Below are 23,421 nucleotides of genomic sequence, written 5' to 3' on the forward strand. Positions count from 1 at the left end.
CATGACAGAAGCAAGCGAAAAACTGGTCGGGCCAACGACCGACAAGGTCGGCGTGGTCATCGTCGCCGCCGGCCGCGGCGCGCGCGCCGGACAGGCCGACGGGCCGAAACAATATCAGCGCATCGGCGGCCGCGCCGTCATCGCCCGCACGCTGGAGACGTTCCTGGCACACCCTGAGATTGGCCCCGTCGTCGTCGCCATCCACGCCGATGACCGTGCGCTTTTCGACAAGGCAGCCGGCGCCAATGCCGAACGGGTCACCACCGTAGTCGGCGGCGAGTCGCGCCAAGCTTCGGTCCGGCTGGGACTGCTCGAACTAAGGGACCAAGCGCCGGGCCGTGTCCTCGTGCACGATGCGGTGCGGCCATTTGTCGACGCGGCCCTGATCGACCGCACCATCGCGGCCATTGGCGAGCGCCAGGGCGCGCTGCCGGCGCTCCCCGTCGCCGACACGCTGAAGCGCGAATCGGCCAGCGGAATGATCGAGGAGACGGTGCCGAGGGCCGGCCTTCATTCCGCGCAGACACCGCAAGGCTTTCCGTTCTGGCCGCTGCTCGCCGCACACGAAAAGGCCCATCACCTCGGCAAGACGGATTTCACCGACGATGCCGCAATCGCCGAATGGGCGCACATTCCGGTCAAAATCGTCCAGGGGTCGCCGGACAATGTCAAACTCACCTGGGCAAAGGATATTGCGATGGCGGATCAGCGGCTTACCGGCGAGCGTTTTCCCGACATCCGCACCGGCAATGGCTATGACGTGCATGCCTTCGAGCCCGGCGATCATGTCACCTTGTGCGGCGTCGCCATTCCGCATGGCAAAAAGCTGTCGGGACATTCGGATGCCGATGTCGGCCTGCATGCCCTGACCGACGCGCTGCTTGCCACCTGCGGCGCCGGCGACATCGGCACGCATTTCCCGCCCTCCGATCCACAATGGAAGGGCGCGGCTTCAAAGATCTTCGTCGAACATGCGGCAAAGCTGGTGCGCGAACGCGGCGGGCGCATCGCCAATGCCGACATCACGCTGATCTGCGAGGCACCGCGCGTCGGCCCGCATCGCGAGGCTATGACTAAGGCCTTGTCGGCAATGCTGGGCATTTCCGGCGATCGCATCTCGATCAAGGCGACCACCAACGAAAAACTCGGCTTTGTCGGCCGCGAGGAAGGCATCGCCGCCATCGCCACCGCCAGCGTCGTCTTTCCCGGGGACGTCCCGGCATGAGCAACACCGACCTCGCTAACGCTCTGCTCCAGGCCTGCCAGCAGCGCGGCATTATGCTGGCGACCGCCGAAAGCTGCACCGGCGGCATGATCATTGCCGCACTCACCGACATTGCCGGCTCGTCCGCCGTCGTCGATCGCGGCCTCATCACCTATTCCAACGAAGCCAAGATGGAGATGCTCGGCGTCTCGGCCGCCACGCTCGATGCGCATGGCGCCGTCTCGCGCGAAACGGTTCTGGAGATGGCTGCCGGCGCATTGGCCCGCTCGCGCGCCGGCCTGGCGCTTGCCGTCACCGGCATTGCCGGTCCGGGCGGCGGTTCGTCGGAAAAGCCGGTCGGCCTGGTCTGGTTCGGGGTGGCGCTGCGGGGTGGGCCTGTGGCCGCCGAGCTCAATCTGTTTGCCGACAATGGCCGCGACTTCATCCGCAGCGAAACGGTCAAGCATGCGCTTGAGATCGGCCTACGGGCGCTCGGCGACACTCACGAAATGGGCGTCGTTCCGTAGATCACATCGGCGCGCTTTTCGAAGGCTTCGGAAAACATGCGGAAGGCGCGGTCGAACATGGTGCCCATCAGTGCGCCGAGAATGCGGCTCTTGAACTCATAGTCGATGAAGAAGCGGACGCTGCAGCCACCGCCATCGGCCGCCTCGAATCGCCAGATGTTGCTCAGATATTTGAACGGCCCATCGATGTATTTGACGTCGATTGTGTTCTCGTCCGGCTTCAACAGCACCTGCGTCGTAAAAGTCTCGCGGATCGCCTTGTAGCCGATGCTCATATCAGCGACGAGAATGGTGCGGCCATCGCGCTCCTTGCGCGAGCGCACCGTCAGCGCCTCGCAAAGCGGAAGGAATTGCGGATAGGTCTCGATATCGGCGACCAGCGCAAACATCTGCTCCGGCGTGTGGGCAACGCGGCGGGTGGCTTCGAATTTCGGCATTAATGCATGTCGCTCAAAAGTGGCCCCGGTTTTGAGACAACGACATGCATCACTTAAAGCAGGGCGTTGGCTGCTTTTTTGAGCTGCGCCTCGCGCGCCGCCCGCAGCCTGGCGAAATCGTCGCCGGCGTGATGCGAGGAGCGCGTCAGCGGGCTCGACGCCACCAGCAGGAAACCCTTGGTCTTGCCGATCGTGGCGAAGGAGTTGAACTCCTCCGGCGTGACGAAGCGGATCACCGGATGGTGCTTCTTCGACGGCTGCAGATACTGGCCGATGGTCATGAAGTCGACATTGGCCGAACGCAGATCGTCCATCAGTTGCAGGATCTCGTTCCGCTCCTCGCCGAGGCCGACCATGATGCCAGACTTGGTGAAGATCGACGGATCAAGCTCCTTGACCCGCTGCAAAAGCCGGATCGAGTGGAAATAGCGCGCGCCCGGACGCACCGTCAGATAGTTCGACGGCACGGTTTCGAGATTGTGGTTGAAGACGTCGGGCTTCGCAGCCACCACGATCTCCAGCGCGCCTTCTTTGCGCAGGAAATCGGGCGTCAGGATTTCGATCGTGGTCAAGGGCGTCGCCGCCCGGATGGCGCGGATGACGTCGGCGAAATGCTGCGCGCCGCCATCGGCAAGATCGTCGCGGTCGACCGAGGTGATGACGACATGGGTCAGCCCCATCTGCTTGACGGCGTGCGCAACGCGCGCCGGCTCATCGGCATCGAGTGCTGTCGGGATGCCGGTGGCGACATTGCAAAAGGCACAGGCGCGTGTGCAGATCTCGCCCATGATCATGAAAGTGGCGTGCTTCTTTTCCCAGCATTCGCCGATATTGGGGCAGCCGGCCTCTTCGCACACCGTGACTAGCTTGTGCGACTTCACGATCTCGCGCGTTTCGGCATAGCCCTTGGACACCGGCGCCTTGACGCGGATCCAGTCTGGCTTGCGCAGCACCTCCTGGTCGGGCTTGTGCGCCTTTTCGGGGTGCCGCAGGCGCGGCGCATTGGCGATCGTGTCGAGGACAGTGACCATCTCAAACCTGACTTTGTTGGCGTCCGCCCGTCGGCGTTCGCCTTTAAAACGTCATCTAAGACTTTTCGGGGCAAAGAAAAAGGCCGCGGCAGCGCATGCCGCCACAGCCTTTTTCGCATAGCGGGGCTCTAGCGGCGAATGAGCCGCCCGGCGAAGATGAGCAGACAGGCGCCGATGAAGCCGGTGATCAGGTAGGCGAGCCAGCCGACGCCGAAGGGCTCGATGTTGAGGGCTCTGAGAATTGCGTTCAGCACCACCGCGCCGACAATGCCCATAATGATGTTCATCAAGATGCCGGTGTTGCTCTTCATGACCATCTCGGCCAGCCATCCGGCCAAGCCGCCGATGATGATGGCTGCAATCCAGCCCACGCCATTCACGTCCATATGCCAACTCCTCCAGTGTCAGGTGAAAATGCACCCGGAAACGAACTGCCTTGCCGTAAGGTTCCTCCGGCGCATGCGTCTGAGTCTCGCGGCAGCAATTTATCATGCGTTGAGCGCGCGCCCATAGGCGTCGAGCACGCTTTCCTTCATCATCTCCGACAGCGTCGGATGCGGGAAGATGGTGTGCATCAGCTCTTCTTCTGTCGTCTCCAGGTTCATCGCCACGACAAAGCCCTGGATCAGTTCGGTCACTTCGGCGCCGACCATATGCGCGCCAAGCAGCTGTCCGGTCTTCTTGTCGAAGATGGTCTTGATGAACCCCTGGTCCTCGCCAAGCGCGATCGCCTTGCCGTTGGCGCCGAACTGGAAGCGGCCAACGCGGATGTCCTTGCCCTCGGCTTTCGCCTTGGCTTCGGTCAGCCCGACCGAAGCGACCTGAGGGTTGCAGTAGGTGCAGCCCGGAATCTTCAGCTTGTCGGTCGCATGCACGCCGGGGAAGTTGGCAATCTTTTCGATGCACACCACGCCCTCATGCTCGGCCTTGTGGGCGAGCATCGGCGGCCCCGCGACATCGCCAATTGCGTAGATGCCGGGCACATTGGTCTTGCCGTAGCCGTCGACGACGACGCAGCCACGATCCGTCTTCACGCCGAGCGTCTCGAGGCCGAGATTCTCGATGTTGCCCTGCACGCCGACGGCCGAGATCATGCGATCGGCAGTGATCTTCTCGACCTTGCCGTCCTTCATCTCGACATGCGCGGTGACGGAATTCGCACCCTTCTCGACCTTGGTCACCTTGGCCTCGAGGATGATCTTCATGCCTTGCTTCTCGAACTGCTTCTGAGCGAATTTCGAGACCTCGGCGTCCTCGACCGGCATCACCGCCGGCAACAGCTCGACCACGGTCACCTCCGCGCCCATGGTGCGATAGAAGGAGGCGAATTCGATGCCGATGGCGCCGGAGCCCATCACCAGCAGCGACTTCGGCATCTCCTTCGGCACCATGGCCTCGAAATAGGTCCAGATCAGCTTGCCGTCCGGTTCGATGCCGGGCAGAGCGCGCGGCCGGGCGCCGGTGGCGAGAATGATATGCTTGGCGGTGTAGGTGCCCTCGCCCTTGACGCCTTTCGGCACCGGCGGCTGCGGTTCCATCGGCTTCTTGGCCGTCTTGGAGACGACGATCTCGCCGGGCTTCGACAGCTTGGCCTCGCCCCAGATGACGTCGACCTTGTTCTTCTTCATCAGGAAGGCAACGCCACCATTCAGCCTCAACGAGACTTTGCGCGAGCGGTCGACGACGGCCGCCGTATCGGCGCTGACCTTGCCGCCTTCGAGCTTCAGCCCATAGTCCTTCAGATGATCCGAATAATGCATGATCTCGGCCGAGCGCAGCAGCGCCTTGGTCGGGATGCAGCCCCAGTTGAGGCAGATGCCGCCGAGATGCTCACGCTCGACGATCGCGGTCTTGAAGCCGAGCTGGGCGGACCGCACCGCCGTGACATAGCCGCCGGGGCCGGAGCCGATGATGATGACGTCGTAGGATTCTGCCACGGGGTTTCTCCCTGATTGTCTTTGTCTAGAGTTCCAGCATCACGCGCACCAGCGGCGCCAATGCCTTACCTATGTTGCGCGTGTTTTCCGCATCGAGATGGACACCGTCGAGCGGCGTGGTCTCGGCCACCGTGCCGGCATCGAAAAAGCCGCAGCCTGCTTCGTCGGCAAGGATCGAATATTGCGGCGCCAGCCGCTTCGAGGCCTCGTCGCCGCCGGCAAACATTTCCTTGAATTCGGCATTGTCCGTGCGGCTGACCGCGGGCGGCGCCACGATCAGGATCTGCGGTGCGGCCCAGTCGAACGGGTAATCGTGGCCGCGCACGATGTCGATCAGCCGCTGCACGCCTTGCTTGGCCGCGACCGGGTTGCCATGGATCCACGGCTTCATGTCATTGGCGCCGAGCATGATGACGATCAGGTCGATTGGCGCATGGGTGGTCAGGATTGTCGGCAAAAACCTGGCGCCATTGCGGTCGGCGCCGGCCAGATGATCGTCGAAGGCTGTGGTGCGGCCGTTCAGGCCTTCGGCAATGACCTCGATGCCGTCGTCGTCCAGCGCCGCCTTGAGCACGCTCGGCCAGCGGTCTGCCAGAGCGTGGCGCCCGAGGCTCGCCGCGTCATAGCCCCAGGTCAGGGAATCGCCATAGCAGAGAATTGTCTTCACGCGCTTGCCTCGCCTCTGCCAAAATCCGCCTGCCCGCGCATGACCCGCCAGCGTACGAACAGCCAATGCACCGCAATCGTAACCAGGCTCGGCAGAACCAAACCCGCGATGATTGGCAGGTTCCCTCCCCAATCGCGTCCCTCGGGTGGTTGGGAAAAAGTCCAGCCGATCAAGCCGAAACCGATCAGCACGAACAACACGAATGTACCGATCCCCACCCAATTGATGGCCTTGAGGGGATTGGGGACAAACTGTGCAATGAAAAACAGTATCGTCACAACAGTGGTGACCAACCCGCACGCGATGAACACGAGAATGTATTCCTCGTGCGCATCTGTGTTTATCGCCAGCCCCACTGCAACGATGGCGCCAAAAAGCAAAGACAGGAAGAAGGCCATGAAGGAGGTGAAGAATGTCCGCACCGCCTTTTCCTTCCCTAGACCAGCATGCCCATCGGGTTTTCGATCATGCGCTTGAAAGCGACCAGAAGTTCGGCGCCGAGCGCACCGTCGACAGCACGGTGATCGGTCGACAGCGTCACCGACATGACGTTGGCGATCTTGATCTCGCCGTTCTTGACCACGGGTCGCTGCTCGCCCGCACCCACCGCCAGAATCGTCGCATGCGGCGGGTTGATGACGGCGGCAAAGTCCTTGATGCCGAACATGCCGAGATTGGACACTGCGGTGGTGCCGCCCTGATATTCCTCCGGCTTCAGCTTGCGGCTGCGCGCGCGGCTCGCCAGATCCTTCATCTCGTTGGAGATGGTGGACAGCGTCTTTTCGTCGGCATGGCGGATGATCGGCGTGATCAGGCCGCCGGGGATCGACACGGCAACGCCGACATCGGCATGCTTGTGCTTGACCATGGCGGTGTCGGTCCACGACGCGTTCGCATCCGGCACCGCCATCAGCGCCAGCGCCATCGCCTTGATCACCATGTCATTGACCGACAGCTTGTAGACGGGAGCCTCGCCCTTGTCGGTCTTTTTCGTCGGAGCGGCGGCATTCAACTGCGTGCGCAGTGCAAGCAGCGCGTCGAGCTCGCAATCGAGCGTCAGGTAGAAGTGCGGGATGGTGGTCTTGGCCTCGACAAGCCGCCGCGCAATGGTCTTGCGCATATTGTCGTGCGGGACGAGCTCGTAGGAGCCTTCGGCAAACAGCTTCAGCACCTGCTCGTCGGACATTGCCTTGGGTGCCGCAGCCGGCGCAGGCGCCGGAGCGCCGGCAGGTGCGGCCTTCGCGGCAGGAGCCGCCTTGGCGCCACCACCGGCAATCGCCGCCTCGACATCGGCCTTGACGACGCGGCCATGCGGGCCGGTGCCGGTCACGGCGGACACATCGACGCCGGCATCCTTGGCGATGCGACGAGCCAGCGGCGAGGCAAAGGTGCGCTCGCCCGCGGCGTGGCCGTTAGCAACTGGAGCGGCTTCCACCTTGGCCGGCGCTGGCGCTGCGGCAGCGGCTTCTGCCTTCGGCGCTTCAGCCTTGGGAGCCTCAGCTTTCGGGGCCTCGGCCTTGGGCGCGGCATCGCCACCGCCCTTTGCCGCGGCACCGGCATCCTCGCCTTCGCCGGCCAGAATGGCGATCAGCGCATTGACCTTGACGCCTTCGGTGCCGGCCGGAACCACCAGCTTGGCAACCGTGCCTTCATCGACCGCTTCGACTTCCATCGTCGCCTTGTCGGTCTCGATCTCGGCGATCACGTCGCCCGGCGAAACCTTGTCGCCCTCTTTCACGAGCCACTTGGAAAGATTGCCCTCTTCCATCGTGGGCGAGAGTGCCGGCATGGTGATGTTGATTGGCATCTGTTTGTCCTCCCGCCGGGCTCAGCGATACGTGACGGCTTTGACCGCCTCGATGACTTCCCCGACATTGGGCAGGGCCAGCTTTTCGAGGTTGGCCGCATAGGGCATCGGAACGTCCTTGCCGGCAATGGTGATGACCGGCGCGTCGAGGAAGTCGAAGGCGCGCTGCGACACCTGGTTGGCGATGTGGTCGCCGACCGAGCTCTGCGGGAAACCTTCTTCGACCACGATCAGGCGGTTGGTTTTCTTCACCGAGGCAATGACTGTGTCGAGGTCGAGCGGGCGGATGGTCCTGAGATCGATGATCTCGGCATCGATGCCCATGCCGCGCAACTCGGCCTCCGCCTTGATGGCGTAGGTCATGCCGATGCCGAAGGAGACGATGGTGACGTCCTTGCCCTGCTTGTGGATGCGCGCCTTGCCGATCGGCAGCACGAAATCATCGAGCTTCGGCACGTCGAAGGACTGGCCGTAGAGGATTTCGTTTTCAAGGAAGATGACCGGGTTCGGATCGCGGATCGCGGCCTTGAGCAGGCCCTTGGCGTCGGCGGCCGTGTACGGCATCACCACCTTCAGGCCGGGGATATGGCTGTACCAGGCTGCGTAGCACTGCGAATGCTGGGCACCGACGCGGGCAGCCGCCCCGTTCGGCCCACGGAACACGATCGGCGCGCCCATCTGGCCGCCCGACATATAGAGCGTCTTGGCGGCGGAGTTGATGATCTGGTCGATCGCCTGCATGGCGAAGTTGAAGGTCATGAACTCGACGATCGGCCTTAAGCCTGCCATCGCAGCGCCGACGCCGACGCCGGCAAAGCCGTGCTCGGTGATCGGCGTGTCGACGACGCGGCGCGGCCCGAATTCCTGCAGCAGGCCTTGCGTGATCTTGTACGCGCCTTGGTATTCCGCGACTTCCTCGCCCATGACGAAGACATCGCCGTCGCGGCGCATCTCCTCGGCCATGGCATCGCGCAAGGCTTCGCGCACCGTGGTCGAAACCATCTCGGTGCCGGCCGGAACGTCGGGATCGGCGGCAACTTCTGTTTTCGGCGCGGCAGCAACAGGAGCCGGCTTGGCGGCCGGAGCGGCCTCTTCGGCCGGGGCTTCAGCCTTTGCCGGCGCTTCGGCCTTGGCGGGTGCGGCAGCCTTGCCGGCATCGGCGGCACTTTCGCCGTCCTGCAGCAAAATGGCGATCACCGCGTTGACCTTGACGCCTTCGGTGCCGGCGGGAACCACGATCTTGCCGATCGTGCCTTCGTCGACGGCTTCGACTTCCATCGTCGCCTTGTCGGTCTCGATCTCGGCGATGACGTCACCGGCGACGACCTTGTCGCCCTCGTTCTTCAACCACTTGGAAAGATTGCCCTCTTCCATGGTCGGCGAGAGAGCGGGCATGAGAATTTCGATCGGCATGTCCTTGCCCTCCCGTTACAATACGATGTCGGTCCAGAGCTCGGACGGATCCGGCTCGGCGTCGTGCTGGGCGAATTCGGCGGCGTCGGCGACGATGTCGCGGACCTCCTTGTCGATATTCTTGAGCTCGTCCTCGCTTGCCCACTTCTTGGCCGTCAGCCGCGCCTTGACCTGTTCGATCGGGTCGTGGTCGGAGCGCATCTTCTGCACTTCTTCCTTGGAACGGTATTTCGCCGGATCGGACATCGAGTGACCGCGATAGCGATAGGTCTGCATTTCCAGGATAATCGGCCCATTGCCGGCACGGCACCATTCGGTCGCCTGGTCGCCGGCGGATTTGACCGCACGCACATCCATGCCGTCGACTTGGATGCCCGGAATCTTGAACGAGGCGCCACGATGCGAAAAATTGGTTTCGGCCGACGAGCGCGACACCGAAGTGCCCATGGCGTAGCGGTTGTTTTCGATGATGTAGATCACCGGCAGCTTCCACAGCGAGGCCATGTTGAAGCTTTCATAGACCTGGCCCTGATTGGCCGCGCCGTCGCCGAAATAGGTCAGCGACACATTGTTGTTGTCGCGGTAGCGGTTGGCGAAGGCCAAGCCGGTGCCGAGCGACACCTGCGCGCCGACAATGCCGTGGCCGCCGTAAAAATGCTTCTCCTTGGAGAACATGTGCATGGAGCCGCCCTTGCCCCTCGACAGGCCGCCGCGGCGTCCGGTCAGCTCGGCCATGACGCCGCGCGGCGAAAGCTCCATCGCCAGCATGTGACCATGGTCGCGATAGGCGGTGATCATCTGGTCGCCCTGGATCAGCGCCATCTTCATGCCGGTGACGACCGCTTCCTGGCCGATATAGAGATGGCAGAAGCCGCCGATGAAGCCCATGCCGTAAAGCTGGCCGGCCTTTTCCTCGAAGCGGCGGATGAGCAGCATGTGCCGGTAGGCGGCAAGCTCCTCGTCCTTGGTGAAGTCGGCCGGCTTGGGGGCGGAAAGCCCCGTTGATTTGGCGGATGTAGATTTGACGGATTTGGCAGGCGCTTTTTTGGCGGCGGTGGCCATGCATCACTCCCTGTTGGCGTCTCTTTGCGGACACTAAAGCAGATCAAGTCTGCTCTGGGGAGGATCAGCTCCTCCCCACCGATTTAAAGGAAGCTAACATGCAAGACCGCGTTTCGCCATGCAGAAAAATGCATGGCTGGCATGCGTCTAAACATTTAGAATCATTGGGGATAACAGCGATTAACTGAAATTCAGTTATTTCGAATTCGCCGGCAGCATGATGGTGATTTCATCAGCCTGGGACAGATTGAGCGCTCTGCGCGCCTGCTCGTCAAGCATATCCTTTTCAAGCGTGCCCTCATGCATGAGCTGGACACGACGCTCCAGATCGACCCGGCGCGCCTTGATCGCATCATACTTGGCCTGCAGTTCGACGGTCTGTGCTTCGAGCTGGTATTTGGAATAGATGCCGAATTCGCCATGATAGGCATGGAAGCCGAAATAGGCGAGGAACGCCACGCAAAGCGACGGGATGATCAGCCGGCCGGTGTTTCTCTGCTTGTGCTGGCGTGTCCACATGGTCGCAATCCTCTGACCGTCCTATCTCGCCCGATTGTGCTTAATGGACGGTTACGGACAGACGGATTTGGCAACAACGGCCATGAAAAAGGGCGGGAAAAATCCCGCCCTCGTCATGTCAGCCAATGCTGCAGAATTTACGCTTTGACCACCGACTTGCCGGCGTAGCGCGCCTGCTTGCCCAGCTCTTCCTCGATGCGGATAAGCTGGTTGTACTTGGCCATGCGGTCGGAGCGCGACAGCGAGCCGGTCTTGATCTGCCCGCAATTGGTGGCGACGGCGAGATCGGCGATGGTCGAATCCTCTGTTTCACCCGAACGGTGCGACATCACAGCGGTGTAGCCCGCCTTGTGCGCGGTCTCGACGGCGTCGAGCGTCTCGGTCAGCGAGCCGATCTGGTTGACCTTGACCAGGATCGAATTGGCGACGCCCATGCGGATACCGTCGCGCAGCCGCGCCGTGTTGGTGACGAACAGGTCGTCGCCGACCAGCTGCGTCTTCTTGCCGATCAAATCGGTCAAATACTTCCAGCCTTCCCAGTCGTCCTCGGCCAGGCCGTCCTCGATGGAGATGATCGGATAGTCGGCGGCAAGCTTGGCCAGGTATTTGGCCTGCGCCTTGGGATCGCGGGTCTTCTTCTCGCCTTCATAGACGTAGTTACCGTCCTTGAAGAATTCGGTCGCCGCGCAATCGAGGCCGAGCGCGATCTCTTCGCCCGGCTTGAAGCCGGCCTTTTCGATCGATTCCATGATGAAATCGAGAGCCACCGGCGCGCTCTTCAGGTTCGGGGCAAAACCGCCTTCGTCACCGACATTGGTGTTGTGGCCGGCATCCTTGAGCTTCTTGCGCAGCGTGTGGAAGATTTCCGAACCCCAGCGCACGCCTTCGCGCAAAGTCGGCGCACCGACCGGCAGGATCATGAATTCCTGGAAGTCGATCGGGTTGTCGGCATGCGCGCCGCCATTGATGATGTTCATCATCGGCACCGGCAGGAGATGCGCCTTGGTGCCGCCGACATAGCGGTAGAGCGGCAGGCCGGCGGCTTCCGCCGCTGCCTTGGCAACAGCCAGCGACACGCCGAGGATGGCGTTGGCGCCGAGCCGGCTCTTGTTGGGCGTGCCGTCGAGCTCGATCATGGTCTGGTCGATATGGATCTGGTTTTCGGCTTCCATGCCGCCGATCGCCTCGAACAGCTCGCCATTGACGGCTTCGACGGCCCTCAACACACCCTTGCCGAGATAGCGGGCGCCGCCATCGCGCAGTTCGACGGCTTCATGGGCGCCGGTCGAGGCGCCGGACGGCACGGCAGCGCGGCCCATCGAGCCGTCTTCGAGAACGACGTCGACCTCAACGGTCGGATTTCCACGGCTGTCCAGGATTTCACGCCCGATAATGTCGATGATGGCGGTCATTGCGATGTCCCCGATTGATCGATGAAGCGTCGCGCCCCTCTTAGCCAAAGTGCCGCAAAAGGCAATCGGGGCGCTTGCAAATAGTGCCGCGTCAGCGATTCACGAAGCGCAAATTTCTGTCATCATAATTCATGCGCGGCATCGTGATTTCTGGTCTATGATCATGCTGCGCGGGGCGAAACTGGAGGAGTTTCGCCATGTCACAGTTAAGCGGTATCGTGAGTTTGTTCCTGATCGCGGCGGCGTTCCTGACGTCATGCGACAACCAGCAGCCGCCAAAGGCTGCGACTGAGTTGTCGACCCTCTACGTCGCAGAGTAGGAACCATCCCTTGAATTGAAAAGGCCCCCGGTTTCGGGGGCCTTTTCGCATCCGGCCGTTAGTTCAGCGGCTCAGTGCCAGTAGGGCGTGACCTTGTAGTAGTCATAGGAAGCGTCACGCGCGGTCTCGCCATCGGCGCCGGCCAGCTCATTGATCGAGTAGGCGGGTGCCGCCTTCAGCTGATCCTTGGAGAACGGCACGACATAGCCGCCCCTGTTCTCGTCGTAGTCGAGACTCGCCCACGGAATGGCGTGATACTTCTCGCCGATGCCGAGAAAACCGCCAAAGCCGATCACCGCGAACATGATGCCGTTCGACGTCTTGTCGAGCATGATGTCCTCGATGCTGCCGATGCTCTTGCCTTCGGTGTTGTAGACCGACGTGCCGATGACGCGCGAAGCGGCGATGGCTTCGGTGTGGCCTGTCTGGGTGGTCATGTCTGATGCTCCTCATTGTCGTTGATCGTACTTTGACAATGAGGGGCGCGGGCTAAAGTTCCCGACTTTTTCAGAGCATGATCCCGAAAAGTAGGAACCGGTTCTCGGAAAAGATCATGCTCCAACAAGGAGTTGCCAGGCGCTCACTCCGCGAGGATGAAAGTCACCTTCATGTTGACGCGATAGGCCGCGATCTTGCCGTCCTCGACGACGATCTTCTGGTCCTGGATCCAGGCGCCTTCGACGTTCTTCAGGGTTTTGGATGCGCGCCCAATTCCCTTTTCGATGGCGTCCTGAAAGCTCTTTTTCGACGACGACGTGATTTCGGTGACGCGGGCAACAGACATGGCTTCCTCCTGCCAAGACGCTCATTTGCGAGGAGGAGCCTACAGCCGGCTTATGCCTTCCACAAGCGTCGGCGCCTACGAGGCATTGTCACGCCACCGCCCGGCATGGCATTGAAAGAACGTCCGGTCTTTGGTGAGGCGGCAATGGCTCGAAGGCGCAGTCGGCAGCCAGCAGCGGCACAGCCGCCGGAACCCGTGGTCGACGCCAATGCGGCCAATGCGTCCAGCGGCTATTTCTTTGCCGGCGCCATGCTGCTGATCGCGGTCCTGATCCCCTGGTATTTCGAACTGCCGCTCAATTTCAATGTCACCGACCGCGAATTCAGTCCGCTCGTCTTCGTCCCCGTCGTGTTCGCGGTCATTGGCCTCTATTCGCTGCCGAAGGCGATCCGCGACACGCTGCGCGTGCGCAAATTCGGCGCAACGACGCTAGAGGCTGGTCCGGCAAAACCCGGCGGACGCTTCCAAGGTCTGCTGCGGTCGAGCCGCGATCTGGCCCCTTCGGGCGACTACATCGTCAAATTGCGATGCATCCGCACTTACCGCGTCGGCGGACCGGCAGTGAATCCAAGCGCCGGGGACAAATCGACCTACAAGGAAGAACTCAAATACGAGGAAAAGCTCGTTGTCCCGCGTGGTTCGGTGCAGTCGAGCATGGGCATTCCTTTCGCCTTCGCAATTCCGGCCGATGCGCTGCCATCGAACGGACCGCCGGTTTACGAGCGCCAGCACGGCAACGTGCGCTGGATACTGACCGTCACGGCGCCGATGACGGGCGTCGACTACTACGCGGTCTTCGCGATCGACATGAGGCGATAAGGCCAGAACAACTGATGTCCGGGCGCTAGCATATCGCACCCGTCAGGATGCTTCAGCGACCCTTGGCGATGCGGTCGAACGCCATCAGCTTTTCAAGCAAGGCCGGCATGTCCTTCAGCGGCAGCATGTTCGGGCCGTCGGAGGAGGTCGAATTGTCCGGATCCTGGTGGGTCTCGATGAAGACACCGGCCACACCGACGGCAACGGCGGCGCGGGCCAGCGTCTCGACAAAGCGGCGCTCGCCGCCGGAAGAACCGCCCTGCCCGCCCGGCTGCTGCACCGAATGGGTGGCATCGAAAATCACCGGCGCGCCGATCTCGGCCATCACGGGCAGAGCGCGCATGTCCGACACCAGCGTGTTGTAGCCGAAGGAAGCGCCGCGTTCGGTGGTGAGCACGTTGAGGTTGCCGGAGCCGGTGATCTTGGCGACGACGTTCTTCATGTCCCAGGGCGCGAGAAACTGCCCCTTCTTGACGTTGATAACCTTGCCGGTCTTGGCGGCCGCAACCAGCATGTCGGTCTGGCGCGACAGGAAAGCGGGTATCTGCAGCACATCGACATGCGGCGCGACGATCGCGCACTGCTCCTCGGTGTGGACGTCGGTCAGAATGGGAAGCGAAAATTCCTTGCGCAACTCGTCGAAGACGGGAAGTGCCGCATCCATCCCGGCGCCGCGCGTTGCCGACAGCGAGGTGCGGTTGGCCTTGTCGTAGCTGGTCTTGTAGACGAGGCCGATGCCGAGCTTGCCGGTCAATTCCTTCAGCGCGCCGGCCATGTCAAAGGCATGCTGGCGCGATTCGAACTGGCACGGGCCGGCGATCAGCGCCAAGGGCCCGCTGTTGTCGAAGACGACGTTGCCGACGGTTACCGCCGAATTGGGCGCCATCGAATTGGGCGCTTGGGGCTTGCTCATGGGATCTCCCGGAAGATGAAAGCCGCGCCCTGCCCGGATGCCGGCCGCACGACAATATCATTGCCCGCTATATCGTATTGGATGGCATTATCTGCAAGCAGGCTGGCGGTGGCGTCGGCACTACGGACCGAAAAGACGATCGCAGCGAAGCGAAGCTCTGTCGGCAAGCCGGCCGAAATGCCGAAGCGCGCGGCAAAGGCCGCGGGTTCAAGCACGGCTATGACAGCATTCGGCAGGTTGAAGACCGCGCCACTCTCCTGCTTCATGCCTGCCACCGTCGAGATCAGGCCGCGCTGTTCGGACGGCGCGTCGCTGACCGCCACGATTTCGGCAATGCCGGTCACGCCATTGGCGTGGGCCTGCAGCGCCGTGCGGTCGATTTTTGGGGCATTGATCCGCTCGCAGGCGAACAGAAAGGCGTCCGTCGCCTCGTCGCCGGACGCGAAAGCCAGTTTGAACGAGGCCATGTCGCTCTTTCCGGCCGCGTCCGTGAAGGCGCGCGAAAAGCTCAGCACGTCTCCTGCCGACAGGCCGGCCGAGGCATAGCGCGCATGATCGGCATCGGCATTGCCGGTACCCAGCACTATAGCGGAAAATCCCTCATCGCCGACGCTGGCGCGATAGAGCCGGTCGCGTGCGACGAAGACATTGCCATCGGCAATCGCGTTCGCCGCTGCTTGCTTGTCGCCGACCGCGAGCGGTTCGAGATAGGTGCCGTCGGCGAAGAAGACACAGCAATTTTCGGTGCCGAAGGGATGAATGCCAGTCGGCGCGACGATGAAACCAAGCGATGTCAGCCGCGCCCGCGCCACCGCGAGGCTCGCCGTCGGTAGCACGAGATGGTCGAGCGGATGGGTTGAGCTGGTCATGCCGGCGCGGTGTGCATCATTCCGGAAATCGGTTCAAGCATTTCCGCCCGCAGCACCCGGATCGCGGCGGCGTCCGCCCATGAAGGAGCATGCCATTCCGATGCCGTTTCCTGCAATTTTCCTCAATCAACAGTCAATTTGATGCCGCGGCATCCCCCGCGCGGGAGATGTCAGCGGTCTCGCTTTGGGTGAAATGGCGCGGAAGTGCGATTCGGTTTTCGAATGGCAACCGTTGCCCCGTTTGAACTTCTGGCCCGTTTGAACTTCTGGATTGAGCGATAGATGACGGGCAGCACGTTCAGGATATTGCGGATCACGCCGCATTTCTATCGCCCCGGCGTCTGGCCGGTGGCCTTCGACCCGGTCGGCGGGCTGCAGAACCAGACTTGGACCATCGCGCAAGGCATGGACAGTGCGGGCATCTCCCAGACTGTGCTCACCACCTACATTCCGGGCAGCCCACGGCAAGTGCAGCTGTCGCCCAGGATGCGCGTCGAATGTGCCGGCTGGTGGCTGCCTGAACGGATGGCAGGCCCCCTACTCTGCTTCACCTGGTTCCTGGCGGCGCTGCCGGAGTTTTTTCGCGCCGGCGGCCGCTATGACGTCGTCCACATCCACTTCAACCATTCCATGTCTTGCAGAGCCATGGCGCTCCTCGTCAGCTGGTTGAACATCCCACTTGTCGTGTCGATGAACACGCCGCTGTGGTCGGGTTTTCAAGAAGCGTTGCGGCTCAAGGGCAAGCCCTATGACGTCACCCGTTGGCTGGAGCAGAAGGCGCTGCACGCCGCCGCCCGCGTCATTGCGCTCACCGAACGCTATGGCCGCGAGATTGCCGCGGAGATGGGTCTCGATCGCAGCAAGGTGGCGGTGATTGCCGATGCAGTTGACGCAGCAGCCTTTCAAAACCCGATCGCCCCCGAAGTGCTGCAGGCGTTTCGAGTCGAACATGCCATTCCCGCCGACCGGCCGGTCGTCAGCTTCATCGGCCGCATCAGTGCCGAAAAAGGCTGGCAGGATTTGCCGGCCTTTGTCGAGCGACTGTCGGAACAGGGGGCTTTCCTGTTGATCTGCGGCGACGGCCCAGACCGGCGCAAGCTGGAAGCCGCACTAGCCGCGATCGTGCGGCCCGGCTGTTGGGCCATCACCGGCTTCCTGTCGCCGGCTGAAGTGAAGAAGGCTTTCAGGATTTCCGATGTCATGATCCTGCCGTCGCGGCGCGAGGTGCTGGGCAGCGTCCTGCTCGAGGCGATGGCCGCCGGCGTTCCTGCCGTCGCCTATGCCGTAGGCGGCGTCGCTGACGTCGCCGGCTCGCCGCCGGCTTTGGCGCTGGTATCGGAAGGCCGGTGCGCGGAGCTTGTCGAGCGAACGCTGGAACTCATCGCCGACAAAGCGGCGCGCCAGGTCTTCGTCGAGCGCGGTCTCCGGCGGGTCGGCGATTTTTCGATCGGTTCAGCGGTCGCGCTCAACCTCGATCTCTATGCTTCGATACTCACTAGCGCCGCGAATGGATCACACTACCCGGCCGAGGGGATGGTGTTGCGGGGAGACGGCGGCACGCCGGATACGGCTTGATCAACTTCGTCACCACGCGCAGTCACGCCTACACCGTGCGCCATCTGGTGCATCAGTTGGGCAATGCGCGCCGCTGGAGCTACGAACGGCTGTTCCGGCAAAAGGAGGTGAGCTCCGGCACCTGGATATTCACCGACCACGAACGTCTCTCCAACTTCGAGATCGCGCTCGCCGCAAAGCTTGCCAACAAGCTCGAGCAAGGCGGCGCTCAAGTACTCAATCATCCGGCTCGTGTGCACGGCCGCTATGAGTTGCTGACCACTCTCAACAAGGCGGGGATCAATGGCTTCTCGGCCTGGCGCTGCGAAAGCCTGCCGCGGCCGAATTCATTTCCGGTCTTTATCCGCAACGAGTTCGACCATCTCTCCGGCGATCTCGAACTCATCCCCGATCAGGAGGCGCTTGACGCAACGCTCAATCGGATGAAGCAGAACGGGATTCCACTGATCGGAAAACTGGTCATCGAATATACCGGCCAGGAGGTCAGCCCCGGTGTCTGGCAGCGTTTTGCCACCTATCGCGCCGGCTACCGCATGATTGCCCATCACAATGTCGTCGACTTCAGCTGGGTGGCCAAGGATGTTGAGGACGAACAGCGTGTGCTCGAGCATCCGATGTTCGACAGTTTCGTCGAGAATGAGCGCCGTTTCGTCACCGACAACCTCTACGATGACGTCCTGCGGCAGGCCTTCGATCTTGCCGGCATCGACTATGGCCGCGCCGACTTCTCCTTGGTGGACGGGCGTCCGCAGATTTTCGAGATCAACACCAACCCGTACCATGCCTCGCATCGCACGCTGTATCGCGAGACTTATCCGGCGAGAATCGAGACGCAGCGGCTTGCCGAGGACAGGCTGTATGGGGCGCTGCGCGCCATCAACATGCCGAGTCGCGACCGCATTGTGCTCGACGACCCGGCCCTTCAGCGGCAGCAGATGTTCAAGCGGCTCTTCACGGGGCTGAAGCGTGCTTGACCTTGCCCCGCGCAGTTTGACAGCCTGCCGGTCAATCAGGTTCGAGGCGACCGACCGTTTCGATTTCGGTTCGGTGGAATACCGCCGGCTGTTCAGCGAGGCGCGGGCCTCGGCCTTCCAGCATCCTGACTGGCTTGCCGCTTTCTACCGCCACGTCGCGCCGGTGCATGGTGCAACGCCGCTTGTGGTGACCGGCCGGGATGGCGGTGGCGACCTTCGCCTGCTCGTTCCGCTTGTCCGGCTTGCCGCGCAAGATGGGTCGAGCAGAATCGAATACGCCTTTCTGGAGGTGACTGACTACGCTTGCCCGATCATCGCCGATGGCACCGAACTCGAGGCGGAAGCGACGCATCAGTTCTTGGATGCCCTTGGCCCGCATGAAGGGCTGGCGATCGGACCGGTTCATCTGGACCATGTGCATCAATGGCGATCGCTGCTGGGAGCCGAACCCGTGACGCTCGACTTCGGCGCTCATGCCGTGCGTTACGGCTATCCCTACGCCGATTGGCGGCGTTCCAATCTCGGAACCCGTCAGGCGACGACGCTCGACCGCAAGGCACGCCGGCTGTCCGATCCAGGCGGGTTGCGGCTGGAGCTCGTGCAGCCCCACGATGTTCGTGCTGCCATGGTTGCGGCACGCAATTTCCGCGCCGGGCGCTTTCCCAACGATCCGTTGCAGGCGGCGCATGGCTTCGAATTCTACGTCGACGTCGCCACCAAAGGGGCACGCTCCGGACTGGCGCGAACTTACCGCCTCGCCACTGAAGACGGTTGCATCGCGCTTGTCTTCGGATTGGTCGACGGCGGATGCTTTCGTTACATTCTGCTCGCCTGCAACTACCCCATCCATGGCCGCCGTTCTCCCGGCCGCGTCGCACTCGACCGTGTCATGGCGGCGTGGGCGGCGGACGGTGGCACCTCATTCGATTTCACCATCGGCGACGAGCCCTTCAAGGCCGGCTTCGGCTGCTCGCGTAGCCCTATGTATGAATTCCGCCTTTGAAGAAACTGGCGAGTGAAAAACTGGCGAGGTTTTCTTTGCGACCCGATCAGGCCACCGCCACGACATCGGCCGAATACCGCAATTCGCGCAATGGTTTGACCCGGCTGGTTGTCTCGGCATAGAGCGGATGTGCCTTATAGGCGGCCAAGGCCGCATCGTCTTCGAACTCGGCATAGACGACCACGTCGATCGCGTCCGACAGCGGATCGACCTTGGTGTTGAGCGTCACCTCGAAGAGGCTTGAATGCGGGATCTTGCCCAAGGTGAGCAAACCCGTGCGCACGGCCTCGACATCGTCCTTGCGCCGGGCGCTGAAGAAAACGATATGCCGGATCACGCCTGCCTCCAAATTCGATTTGCCGGCATGTTTTGTGTGAGCGGAACCGTCGCGTCAACCGGCACGATGTCGCGCCCGGCAACGCCGGAAGGCGACTTCGCAGAGGCGCAAAAAGCTAGCCCCCGCCGGTGACGTAGCGCACGATACGCGACATTTCCCTGACCGAGGTGTCGAGATAGCGGCCACTGTTGTAGAGGCCGTCCCAGATCAGGAAAAAGGCGATGGCCATGATGACGACGACGTAACGCATGGCTGAAACTAACGCATGTGGCTGTTCGTAACCATAGAGATTTCGGCAAAGGCCTATGCTCTCCGGAATTCTGGTCTCGAGCCCGTCGCCTTGGTCCAGCCGCGCACACAGCTTGCCTCTTGAAGTTCTGGTCGATGCGGTGGAAGATTGTGGCGAAAATTCACGCAGGTAGCGGCATTCGCGCCTGACGAATGAAATGTGGAGGATGTGGGGGCCGGCAGATCTTGCGCCGTCCCCGCGGAAGTCCGGGGGATGTGAGATGGCTGTTAGGGAACACAAGGGCATCGGCGACGCCATCAGGCTGGACGAGTTCAACTTCGCCGAGATCGTCAAGGGCTTGCCGGCCAAGGCGCGCATGGTGCTGTCGGCGGCGATGAAACTGCCGCGCGGCTCGCTCAAGGTAAGAATGCCGGATGGCCGCGCTGTTCTTGTCGGTGGCAATGCGCCCGGCCCCGACGCCGAACTGGTGCTGAAGAACTGGCGCCTGCCCGGCCGCGCCTTTTCCGGCGGCACCATCGGCGTTGCCGAATCCTACATGGATGGCGACTGGGAAAGCCCCGACGTGACCAGCTTTCTCGAACTGTTCGTCGTCAACTCGGCCATCGGCGAACGCGTCGCCGGCGGGGCCAGCTGGCTCATCAATACCGTCCAGCGCATCCGCCACTGGTTCAACGAAAACACCCGCACCGGCTCGAAGCGCAACATTTCGGCGCATTACGACCTCGGCAATGCTTTCTACAAGCAATGGCTCGATCCCAGCATGACCTATTCGTCGGCGCTCTATGCCACCGGCGCCAACGATCTGGAAAGCGCGCAGGCCGCCAAATATCGCGCCTTGGCCAAGGATACCGGCATCGGCAAAAAGGACCATGTGCTGGAGATCGGCTGCGGCTGGGGCGGCTTTGCCGAATTTGCCGCGCGTGAGATCGGCTGCCGCGTCACCGGCCTGACCATCAGCCGCGAACAGCACGATTTCGCCAAGGCGCGCATCCAGAAGGCGGGACTGTCTGACAAGGTCGACATCAAGCTGCAGGATTACCGCGACGAAACAGGCACTTACGACCGTATCGCGTCGATCGAGATGTTCGAGGCGGTCGGTGAAAAATACTGGCCGGTGTTTTTCGGCAAGATGAAGTCCTGCCTGAGGCCTGGCGGCACCGCCGGCCTGCAGATCATCACCATCAACGAAGCCGCCTACGATACCTATCGCGCGCGACCGGATTTCATCCAGCGCTACGTCTTCCCGGGTGGCATGCTGCCGACGCCCTCGATCCTGAAGACGCTCGGCAGCGACCACGGCCTTGCCCATCTGCGCGAGCGCGTCTTCCCGGACGACTATGCCCGCACGCTTGCCGAATGGCGCAACCGCTTCTGGCAGTCGTGGGAAAAGATCGTCCCACTCGGCTTCGATGACCGTTTCAAGAAGCTCTGGGAGTTTTACCTCCACTATTGCGAAGCCGGCTTTAGAGCCAGCTACATCGACGTGCGCCAGGTGGTCTACAAGGCGTAGAGTTGGGTTGAGCGGGCATTGCCCGCTCGTTTCCCTCACAGCAGAATGCGATACTTCGCAAAACCCGCTTCGCCCTCGCCGGCCGGCTCGATCTTCAGCGACTTCACCTGCGCAATAAAATCCTTTGCCCTGGCGCCGGTCTCGAAAACAACGCTGGTTCCGGGCAGCGGCGTGAACGACCAATTGTCGTCGGCCGAGGGATTGATCGTGCCTTCGCTGACGACATAGCGCACGATCACGTCGCGATTGGTGTCCGGCGCCTCGTAGATGATCTTCGAGGCATTGATGTCGGGGAAATTGCCGCCACCGCCGGCGCGGTAATTGTTGGTGGCGACGACGAATTTCGCTGCCGGATCAATAGGCTTGCCATCGAAGCTCAGATCGACGATGCGGCTGGAGCCGGCATTGGCGACGCCACCCTTGGCATCGTATTTCGGCGGCTGCGAGAGGTCTATCTTGTAGCTGACGCCATCGATCACATCGAAATTGTAGGACGGGAATTCGGTGTCGATCAGCGTCTGGTCGGCTTTCCCGGCCTCGATCTTCCTGAAAATGCCGGCCGACATTTCCAGCCATTCCTTCACCTGCGAGCCGGTGATCTCAACCGCCCGCACCGTGTTCGGATAGAGATAGAGGTCGGCGACGTTCTTGATGGCGATGTCGCCCACCGGCACGTCGGTGTAGTAGTCGGCGCCGTTGCGCCCGCCGGCCTTGAAGGGGGCCGCCGCCGACAGCAGCGGCACGTCCTTCCACTGCGTGCTCTTTAATATGTCCTTGAGATACCAGCTCTGCGCCTGATTGACGATCTGCACCGACGGATCGTCGGCGACCAGCGCGAAAAAGGAATAGAGCGGCGCCGAGGTCTTGCCGACCGGGCGGCGGACATAGGCAAGCGTTGCCTCATGGTCCGCTTTCAGCGCATCGACGATACGCTGGTCGTCGGCAACCGTCGGCTTGTTCGCCTTGTCGACGCGTTCGTAGATCGGCCGTGCCTCGGACGTTGCCGAGACCACGCGCCATTTCGATCCGTCGCGTTCCAGAAGCAGGTCGATCAGGCCCATATGCGAGCCCCAGAACCCGCCCATCACCGCAGGTTTGCCCTGCAGCGTACCTTTTTCGGTGTCGACTCCGTCGAGCGCCTGAAAATCCTTCTTGCCGGGGAAGACCAGATGCTGATGGCCGGTGAACACCGCATCGATGCCCTCGACGCCGGCGACGAAGAACGAGGCGTTCTCCATTCCGTCGCCCTGCTTGATATCGATGCCGGAATGCGAGAGCGCAATGACGATATCGGCGCCCTCCTCCTTGATCTGCGGCACCCACGCCTTGGCCGCCTCGACGATGTCGCGCGTCCTGACATTGCCTTCCAGGTTCTTGAGATCCCAGACCATGATCTGCGGCGGCACGAAGCCGATTATACCGATCTTGATCGGCTGCTCGGCGCCTGACCCGTCCTTGATCTTCTTGTCCAGGATGAAATACGGCTTCAGATAGAGCTTGTCGTCGCGCGGGTTGGCGGCGAGCTCGGTACCGCGGATCAGATTGGCGCAGACGAACGGGAAATTGGCCCCGGCCAGCACCTTGTCGAGAAACGACAGGCCGTAGTTGAACTCGTGGTTGCCGAGCGTCGAGCATTCATATCCCAGAAGATTCATGCCCTTCATGATCGGATGCAAGTCGCCGTCCTTGAGCCCCTTCTCATAGGCGATGTAGTCGCCCATCGGGTTGCCCTGCAAAAGATCGCCATTGTCGATCAGCATGGCATTGGTGGCTTCCTTGCGCACCGCCGCAATCAGCGAGGCCGTCCGCGACAGGCCCATCGTGTCGTTCGCTTTGTCGGCGTAGTAATCGTAGGGCAGGACATTCACATGGATGTCCGTCGTCTCCATGATCCTCAGATGCGCTTGATTGGCCTGCGCGTGGGCAGAGAACGGATGCAGCATGATCAGCGCCCCGCTGGCGGCCGCACCAGCAAGAAAACCACGACGGGAGACGGGGTGGTGGAGATGCGACATTGGTTTCCTTCCAGCGACGTAACAATATCCCAGCCC

Annotated in this window: 25 protein-coding genes; 7 read left to right on the plus strand and 18 right to left on the minus strand. The window is 62.0% G+C overall.

Annotation, left to right across the window (positions count from 1 at the left end; genetic code table 11):
- Position 1 precedes the first annotated feature (1 nt).
- The gene (locus AC1D1B_RS25990) at positions 2-1,225 is read left to right on the plus strand and encodes a bifunctional 2-C-methyl-D-erythritol 4-phosphate cytidylyltransferase/2-C-methyl-D-erythritol 2,4-cyclodiphosphate synthase (RefSeq protein ID WP_477267078.1); all 1,224 of its coding nucleotides are present in this window, start codon (positions 2-4) and stop codon (positions 1,223-1,225) included.
- The gene (locus AC1D1B_RS25995; protein ID WP_477267079.1) at positions 1,222-1,731 is read left to right on the plus strand and encodes a CinA family protein; all 510 of its coding nucleotides are present in this window, start codon (positions 1,222-1,224) and stop codon (positions 1,729-1,731) included. Before AC1D1B_RS25990 ends, AC1D1B_RS25995 begins: the two co-directional genes overlap by 4 nt.
- Here AC1D1B_RS25995 and AC1D1B_RS26000 read toward each other — a convergent pair.
- From AC1D1B_RS26000 to AC1D1B_RS26060, 13 genes are all read right to left on the minus strand, one after another.
- Positions 1,707-2,168 (minus strand): type II toxin-antitoxin system RatA family toxin, encoded by a 462-nt coding sequence (locus tag AC1D1B_RS26000; protein WP_477267080.1) that lies wholly within the window; start codon positions 2,166-2,168, stop codon positions 1,707-1,709. The genes AC1D1B_RS25995 and AC1D1B_RS26000 overlap by 25 nt on opposite strands.
- 53 nt (positions 2,169-2,221) lie before the next feature.
- Complete coding sequence (lipA, locus tag AC1D1B_RS26005) at positions 2,222-3,199, minus strand: lipoyl synthase (protein ID WP_477267081.1); 978 nt, start codon at positions 3,197-3,199, stop codon at positions 2,222-2,224.
- Between the two features lie 128 nt (positions 3,200-3,327).
- On the minus strand, positions 3,328-3,585 hold the full coding sequence (locus tag AC1D1B_RS26010) for a GlsB/YeaQ/YmgE family stress response membrane protein (RefSeq protein WP_181056890.1): 258 nt from the start codon (positions 3,583-3,585) through the stop codon (positions 3,328-3,330).
- 102 nt (positions 3,586-3,687) lie between these two features.
- On the minus strand, positions 3,688-5,136 hold the full coding sequence (gene lpdA / locus AC1D1B_RS26015; protein WP_181056889.1) for a dihydrolipoyl dehydrogenase: 1,449 nt from the start codon (positions 5,134-5,136) through the stop codon (positions 3,688-3,690).
- 25 nt (positions 5,137-5,161) lie between these two features.
- The gene (locus AC1D1B_RS26020) at positions 5,162-5,803 is read right to left on the minus strand and encodes an SGNH/GDSL hydrolase family protein (protein WP_477335689.1); all 642 of its coding nucleotides are present in this window, start codon (positions 5,801-5,803) and stop codon (positions 5,162-5,164) included.
- Complete coding sequence (locus AC1D1B_RS26025) at positions 5,800-6,225, minus strand: hypothetical protein (protein WP_477335691.1); 426 nt, start codon at positions 6,223-6,225, stop codon at positions 5,800-5,802. Before AC1D1B_RS26025 ends, AC1D1B_RS26020 begins: the two co-directional genes overlap by 4 nt.
- Before the next feature lie 14 nt (positions 6,226-6,239).
- Complete coding sequence (locus AC1D1B_RS26030; RefSeq protein WP_477335693.1) at positions 6,240-7,610, minus strand: pyruvate dehydrogenase complex dihydrolipoamide acetyltransferase; 1,371 nt, start codon at positions 7,608-7,610, stop codon at positions 6,240-6,242.
- Positions 7,611-7,631: 21 nt separating this feature from the next.
- Positions 7,632-9,023 (minus strand): pyruvate dehydrogenase complex E1 component subunit beta, encoded by a 1,392-nt coding sequence (locus AC1D1B_RS26035; protein ID WP_477335695.1) that lies wholly within the window; start codon positions 9,021-9,023, stop codon positions 7,632-7,634.
- 15 nt (positions 9,024-9,038) lie between these two features.
- Positions 9,039-10,085 carry a pyruvate dehydrogenase (acetyl-transferring) E1 component subunit alpha gene (gene pdhA / locus AC1D1B_RS26040; protein ID WP_477335697.1) on the minus strand — a complete coding sequence of 349 codons (1,047 nt, stop codon included), beginning with the start codon at positions 10,083-10,085 and terminating at the stop codon, positions 9,039-9,041.
- Between the two features lie 195 nt (positions 10,086-10,280).
- The gene (locus AC1D1B_RS26045) at positions 10,281-10,604 is read right to left on the minus strand and encodes an FtsB family cell division protein (RefSeq protein ID WP_352558862.1); all 324 of its coding nucleotides are present in this window, start codon (positions 10,602-10,604) and stop codon (positions 10,281-10,283) included.
- Between the two features lie 137 nt (positions 10,605-10,741).
- Positions 10,742-12,016 (minus strand): phosphopyruvate hydratase, encoded by a 1,275-nt coding sequence (gene eno / locus AC1D1B_RS26050; protein ID WP_477267088.1) that lies wholly within the window; start codon positions 12,014-12,016, stop codon positions 10,742-10,744.
- Positions 12,017-12,407: 391 nt separating this feature from the next.
- Entirely contained in the window at positions 12,408-12,773 is a 366-nt protein-coding gene (locus AC1D1B_RS26055; RefSeq protein WP_477335699.1) for a PRC-barrel domain-containing protein, read from the minus strand.
- Between the two features lie 143 nt (positions 12,774-12,916).
- Positions 12,917-13,120, minus strand: a complete 204-nt coding sequence (locus AC1D1B_RS26060) for a dodecin family protein (protein WP_112395110.1) — start codon at positions 13,118-13,120, stop codon at positions 12,917-12,919.
- A gap of 144 nt (positions 13,121-13,264) precedes the next feature.
- Between AC1D1B_RS26060 and AC1D1B_RS26065 the strand changes: the two genes are divergently transcribed.
- A complete protein-coding gene (locus AC1D1B_RS26065; RefSeq protein ID WP_477335701.1) occupies positions 13,265-13,939 on the plus strand; it encodes a hypothetical protein in 675 nt (224 codons plus the stop codon).
- Positions 13,940-13,991: 52 nt separating this feature from the next.
- On the opposite strand, the gene kdsA is transcribed toward AC1D1B_RS26065, so the two are convergent.
- Together kdsA and AC1D1B_RS26075 are read right to left on the minus strand one after the other, a co-directional pair.
- Positions 13,992-14,852, minus strand: coding sequence for a 3-deoxy-8-phosphooctulonate synthase (gene kdsA / locus AC1D1B_RS26070; RefSeq protein ID WP_477335703.1), 861 nt, complete (start codon positions 14,850-14,852; stop codon positions 13,992-13,994).
- Positions 14,849-15,721, minus strand: a complete 873-nt coding sequence (locus tag AC1D1B_RS26075) for a VOC family protein (RefSeq protein WP_477335705.1) — start codon at positions 15,719-15,721, stop codon at positions 14,849-14,851. The genes kdsA and AC1D1B_RS26075 overlap by 4 nt, the downstream gene beginning before the upstream one ends.
- A gap of 282 nt (positions 15,722-16,003) precedes the next feature.
- Between AC1D1B_RS26075 and AC1D1B_RS26080 the strand changes: the two genes are divergently transcribed.
- From AC1D1B_RS26080 to AC1D1B_RS26090, 3 genes are read left to right on the plus strand one after another with little or no spacing between them, the layout of a single operon-like run.
- Positions 16,004-17,296, plus strand: a complete 1,293-nt coding sequence (locus AC1D1B_RS26080) for a glycosyltransferase family 4 protein (protein ID WP_477335707.1) — start codon at positions 16,004-16,006, stop codon at positions 17,294-17,296.
- Positions 17,293-18,270: a hypothetical protein gene (locus AC1D1B_RS26085; RefSeq protein WP_477335709.1), complete on the plus strand. Its 978-nt coding sequence runs from the start codon at positions 17,293-17,295 to the stop codon at positions 18,268-18,270. The genes AC1D1B_RS26080 and AC1D1B_RS26085 overlap by 4 nt, the downstream gene beginning before the upstream one ends.
- The gene (locus AC1D1B_RS26090) at positions 18,263-19,273 is read left to right on the plus strand and encodes a GNAT family N-acetyltransferase (protein ID WP_477335711.1); all 1,011 of its coding nucleotides are present in this window, start codon (positions 18,263-18,265) and stop codon (positions 19,271-19,273) included. Before AC1D1B_RS26085 ends, AC1D1B_RS26090 begins: the two co-directional genes overlap by 8 nt.
- A gap of 46 nt (positions 19,274-19,319) precedes the next feature.
- Here the strand turns inward: AC1D1B_RS26090 and AC1D1B_RS26095 are convergent, their stop codons facing one another.
- Positions 19,320-19,610 (minus strand): Dabb family protein, encoded by a 291-nt coding sequence (locus AC1D1B_RS26095; protein WP_477335713.1) that lies wholly within the window; start codon positions 19,608-19,610, stop codon positions 19,320-19,322.
- A gap of 115 nt (positions 19,611-19,725) precedes the next feature.
- The gene (locus AC1D1B_RS26100; RefSeq protein WP_268926460.1) at positions 19,726-19,860 is read right to left on the minus strand and encodes a hypothetical protein; all 135 of its coding nucleotides are present in this window, start codon (positions 19,858-19,860) and stop codon (positions 19,726-19,728) included.
- A 259-nt stretch (positions 19,861-20,119) separates the two neighbouring features.
- Between AC1D1B_RS26100 and AC1D1B_RS26105 the strand changes: the two genes are divergently transcribed.
- Positions 20,120-21,370, plus strand: coding sequence for a class I SAM-dependent methyltransferase (locus tag AC1D1B_RS26105; RefSeq protein WP_477335715.1), 1,251 nt, complete (start codon positions 20,120-20,122; stop codon positions 21,368-21,370).
- Positions 21,371-21,405: 35 nt separating this feature from the next.
- Here AC1D1B_RS26105 and AC1D1B_RS26110 read toward each other — a convergent pair whose 3' ends face one another.
- Complete coding sequence (locus AC1D1B_RS26110; RefSeq protein ID WP_477335717.1) at positions 21,406-23,385, minus strand: bifunctional 2',3'-cyclic-nucleotide 2'-phosphodiesterase/3'-nucleotidase; 1,980 nt, start codon at positions 23,383-23,385, stop codon at positions 21,406-21,408.
- Positions 23,386-23,421: the final 36 nt, after the last annotated feature.

The sequence above is a fragment of the Mesorhizobium sp. P2_C5_2 genome (assembly GCF_056404535.1).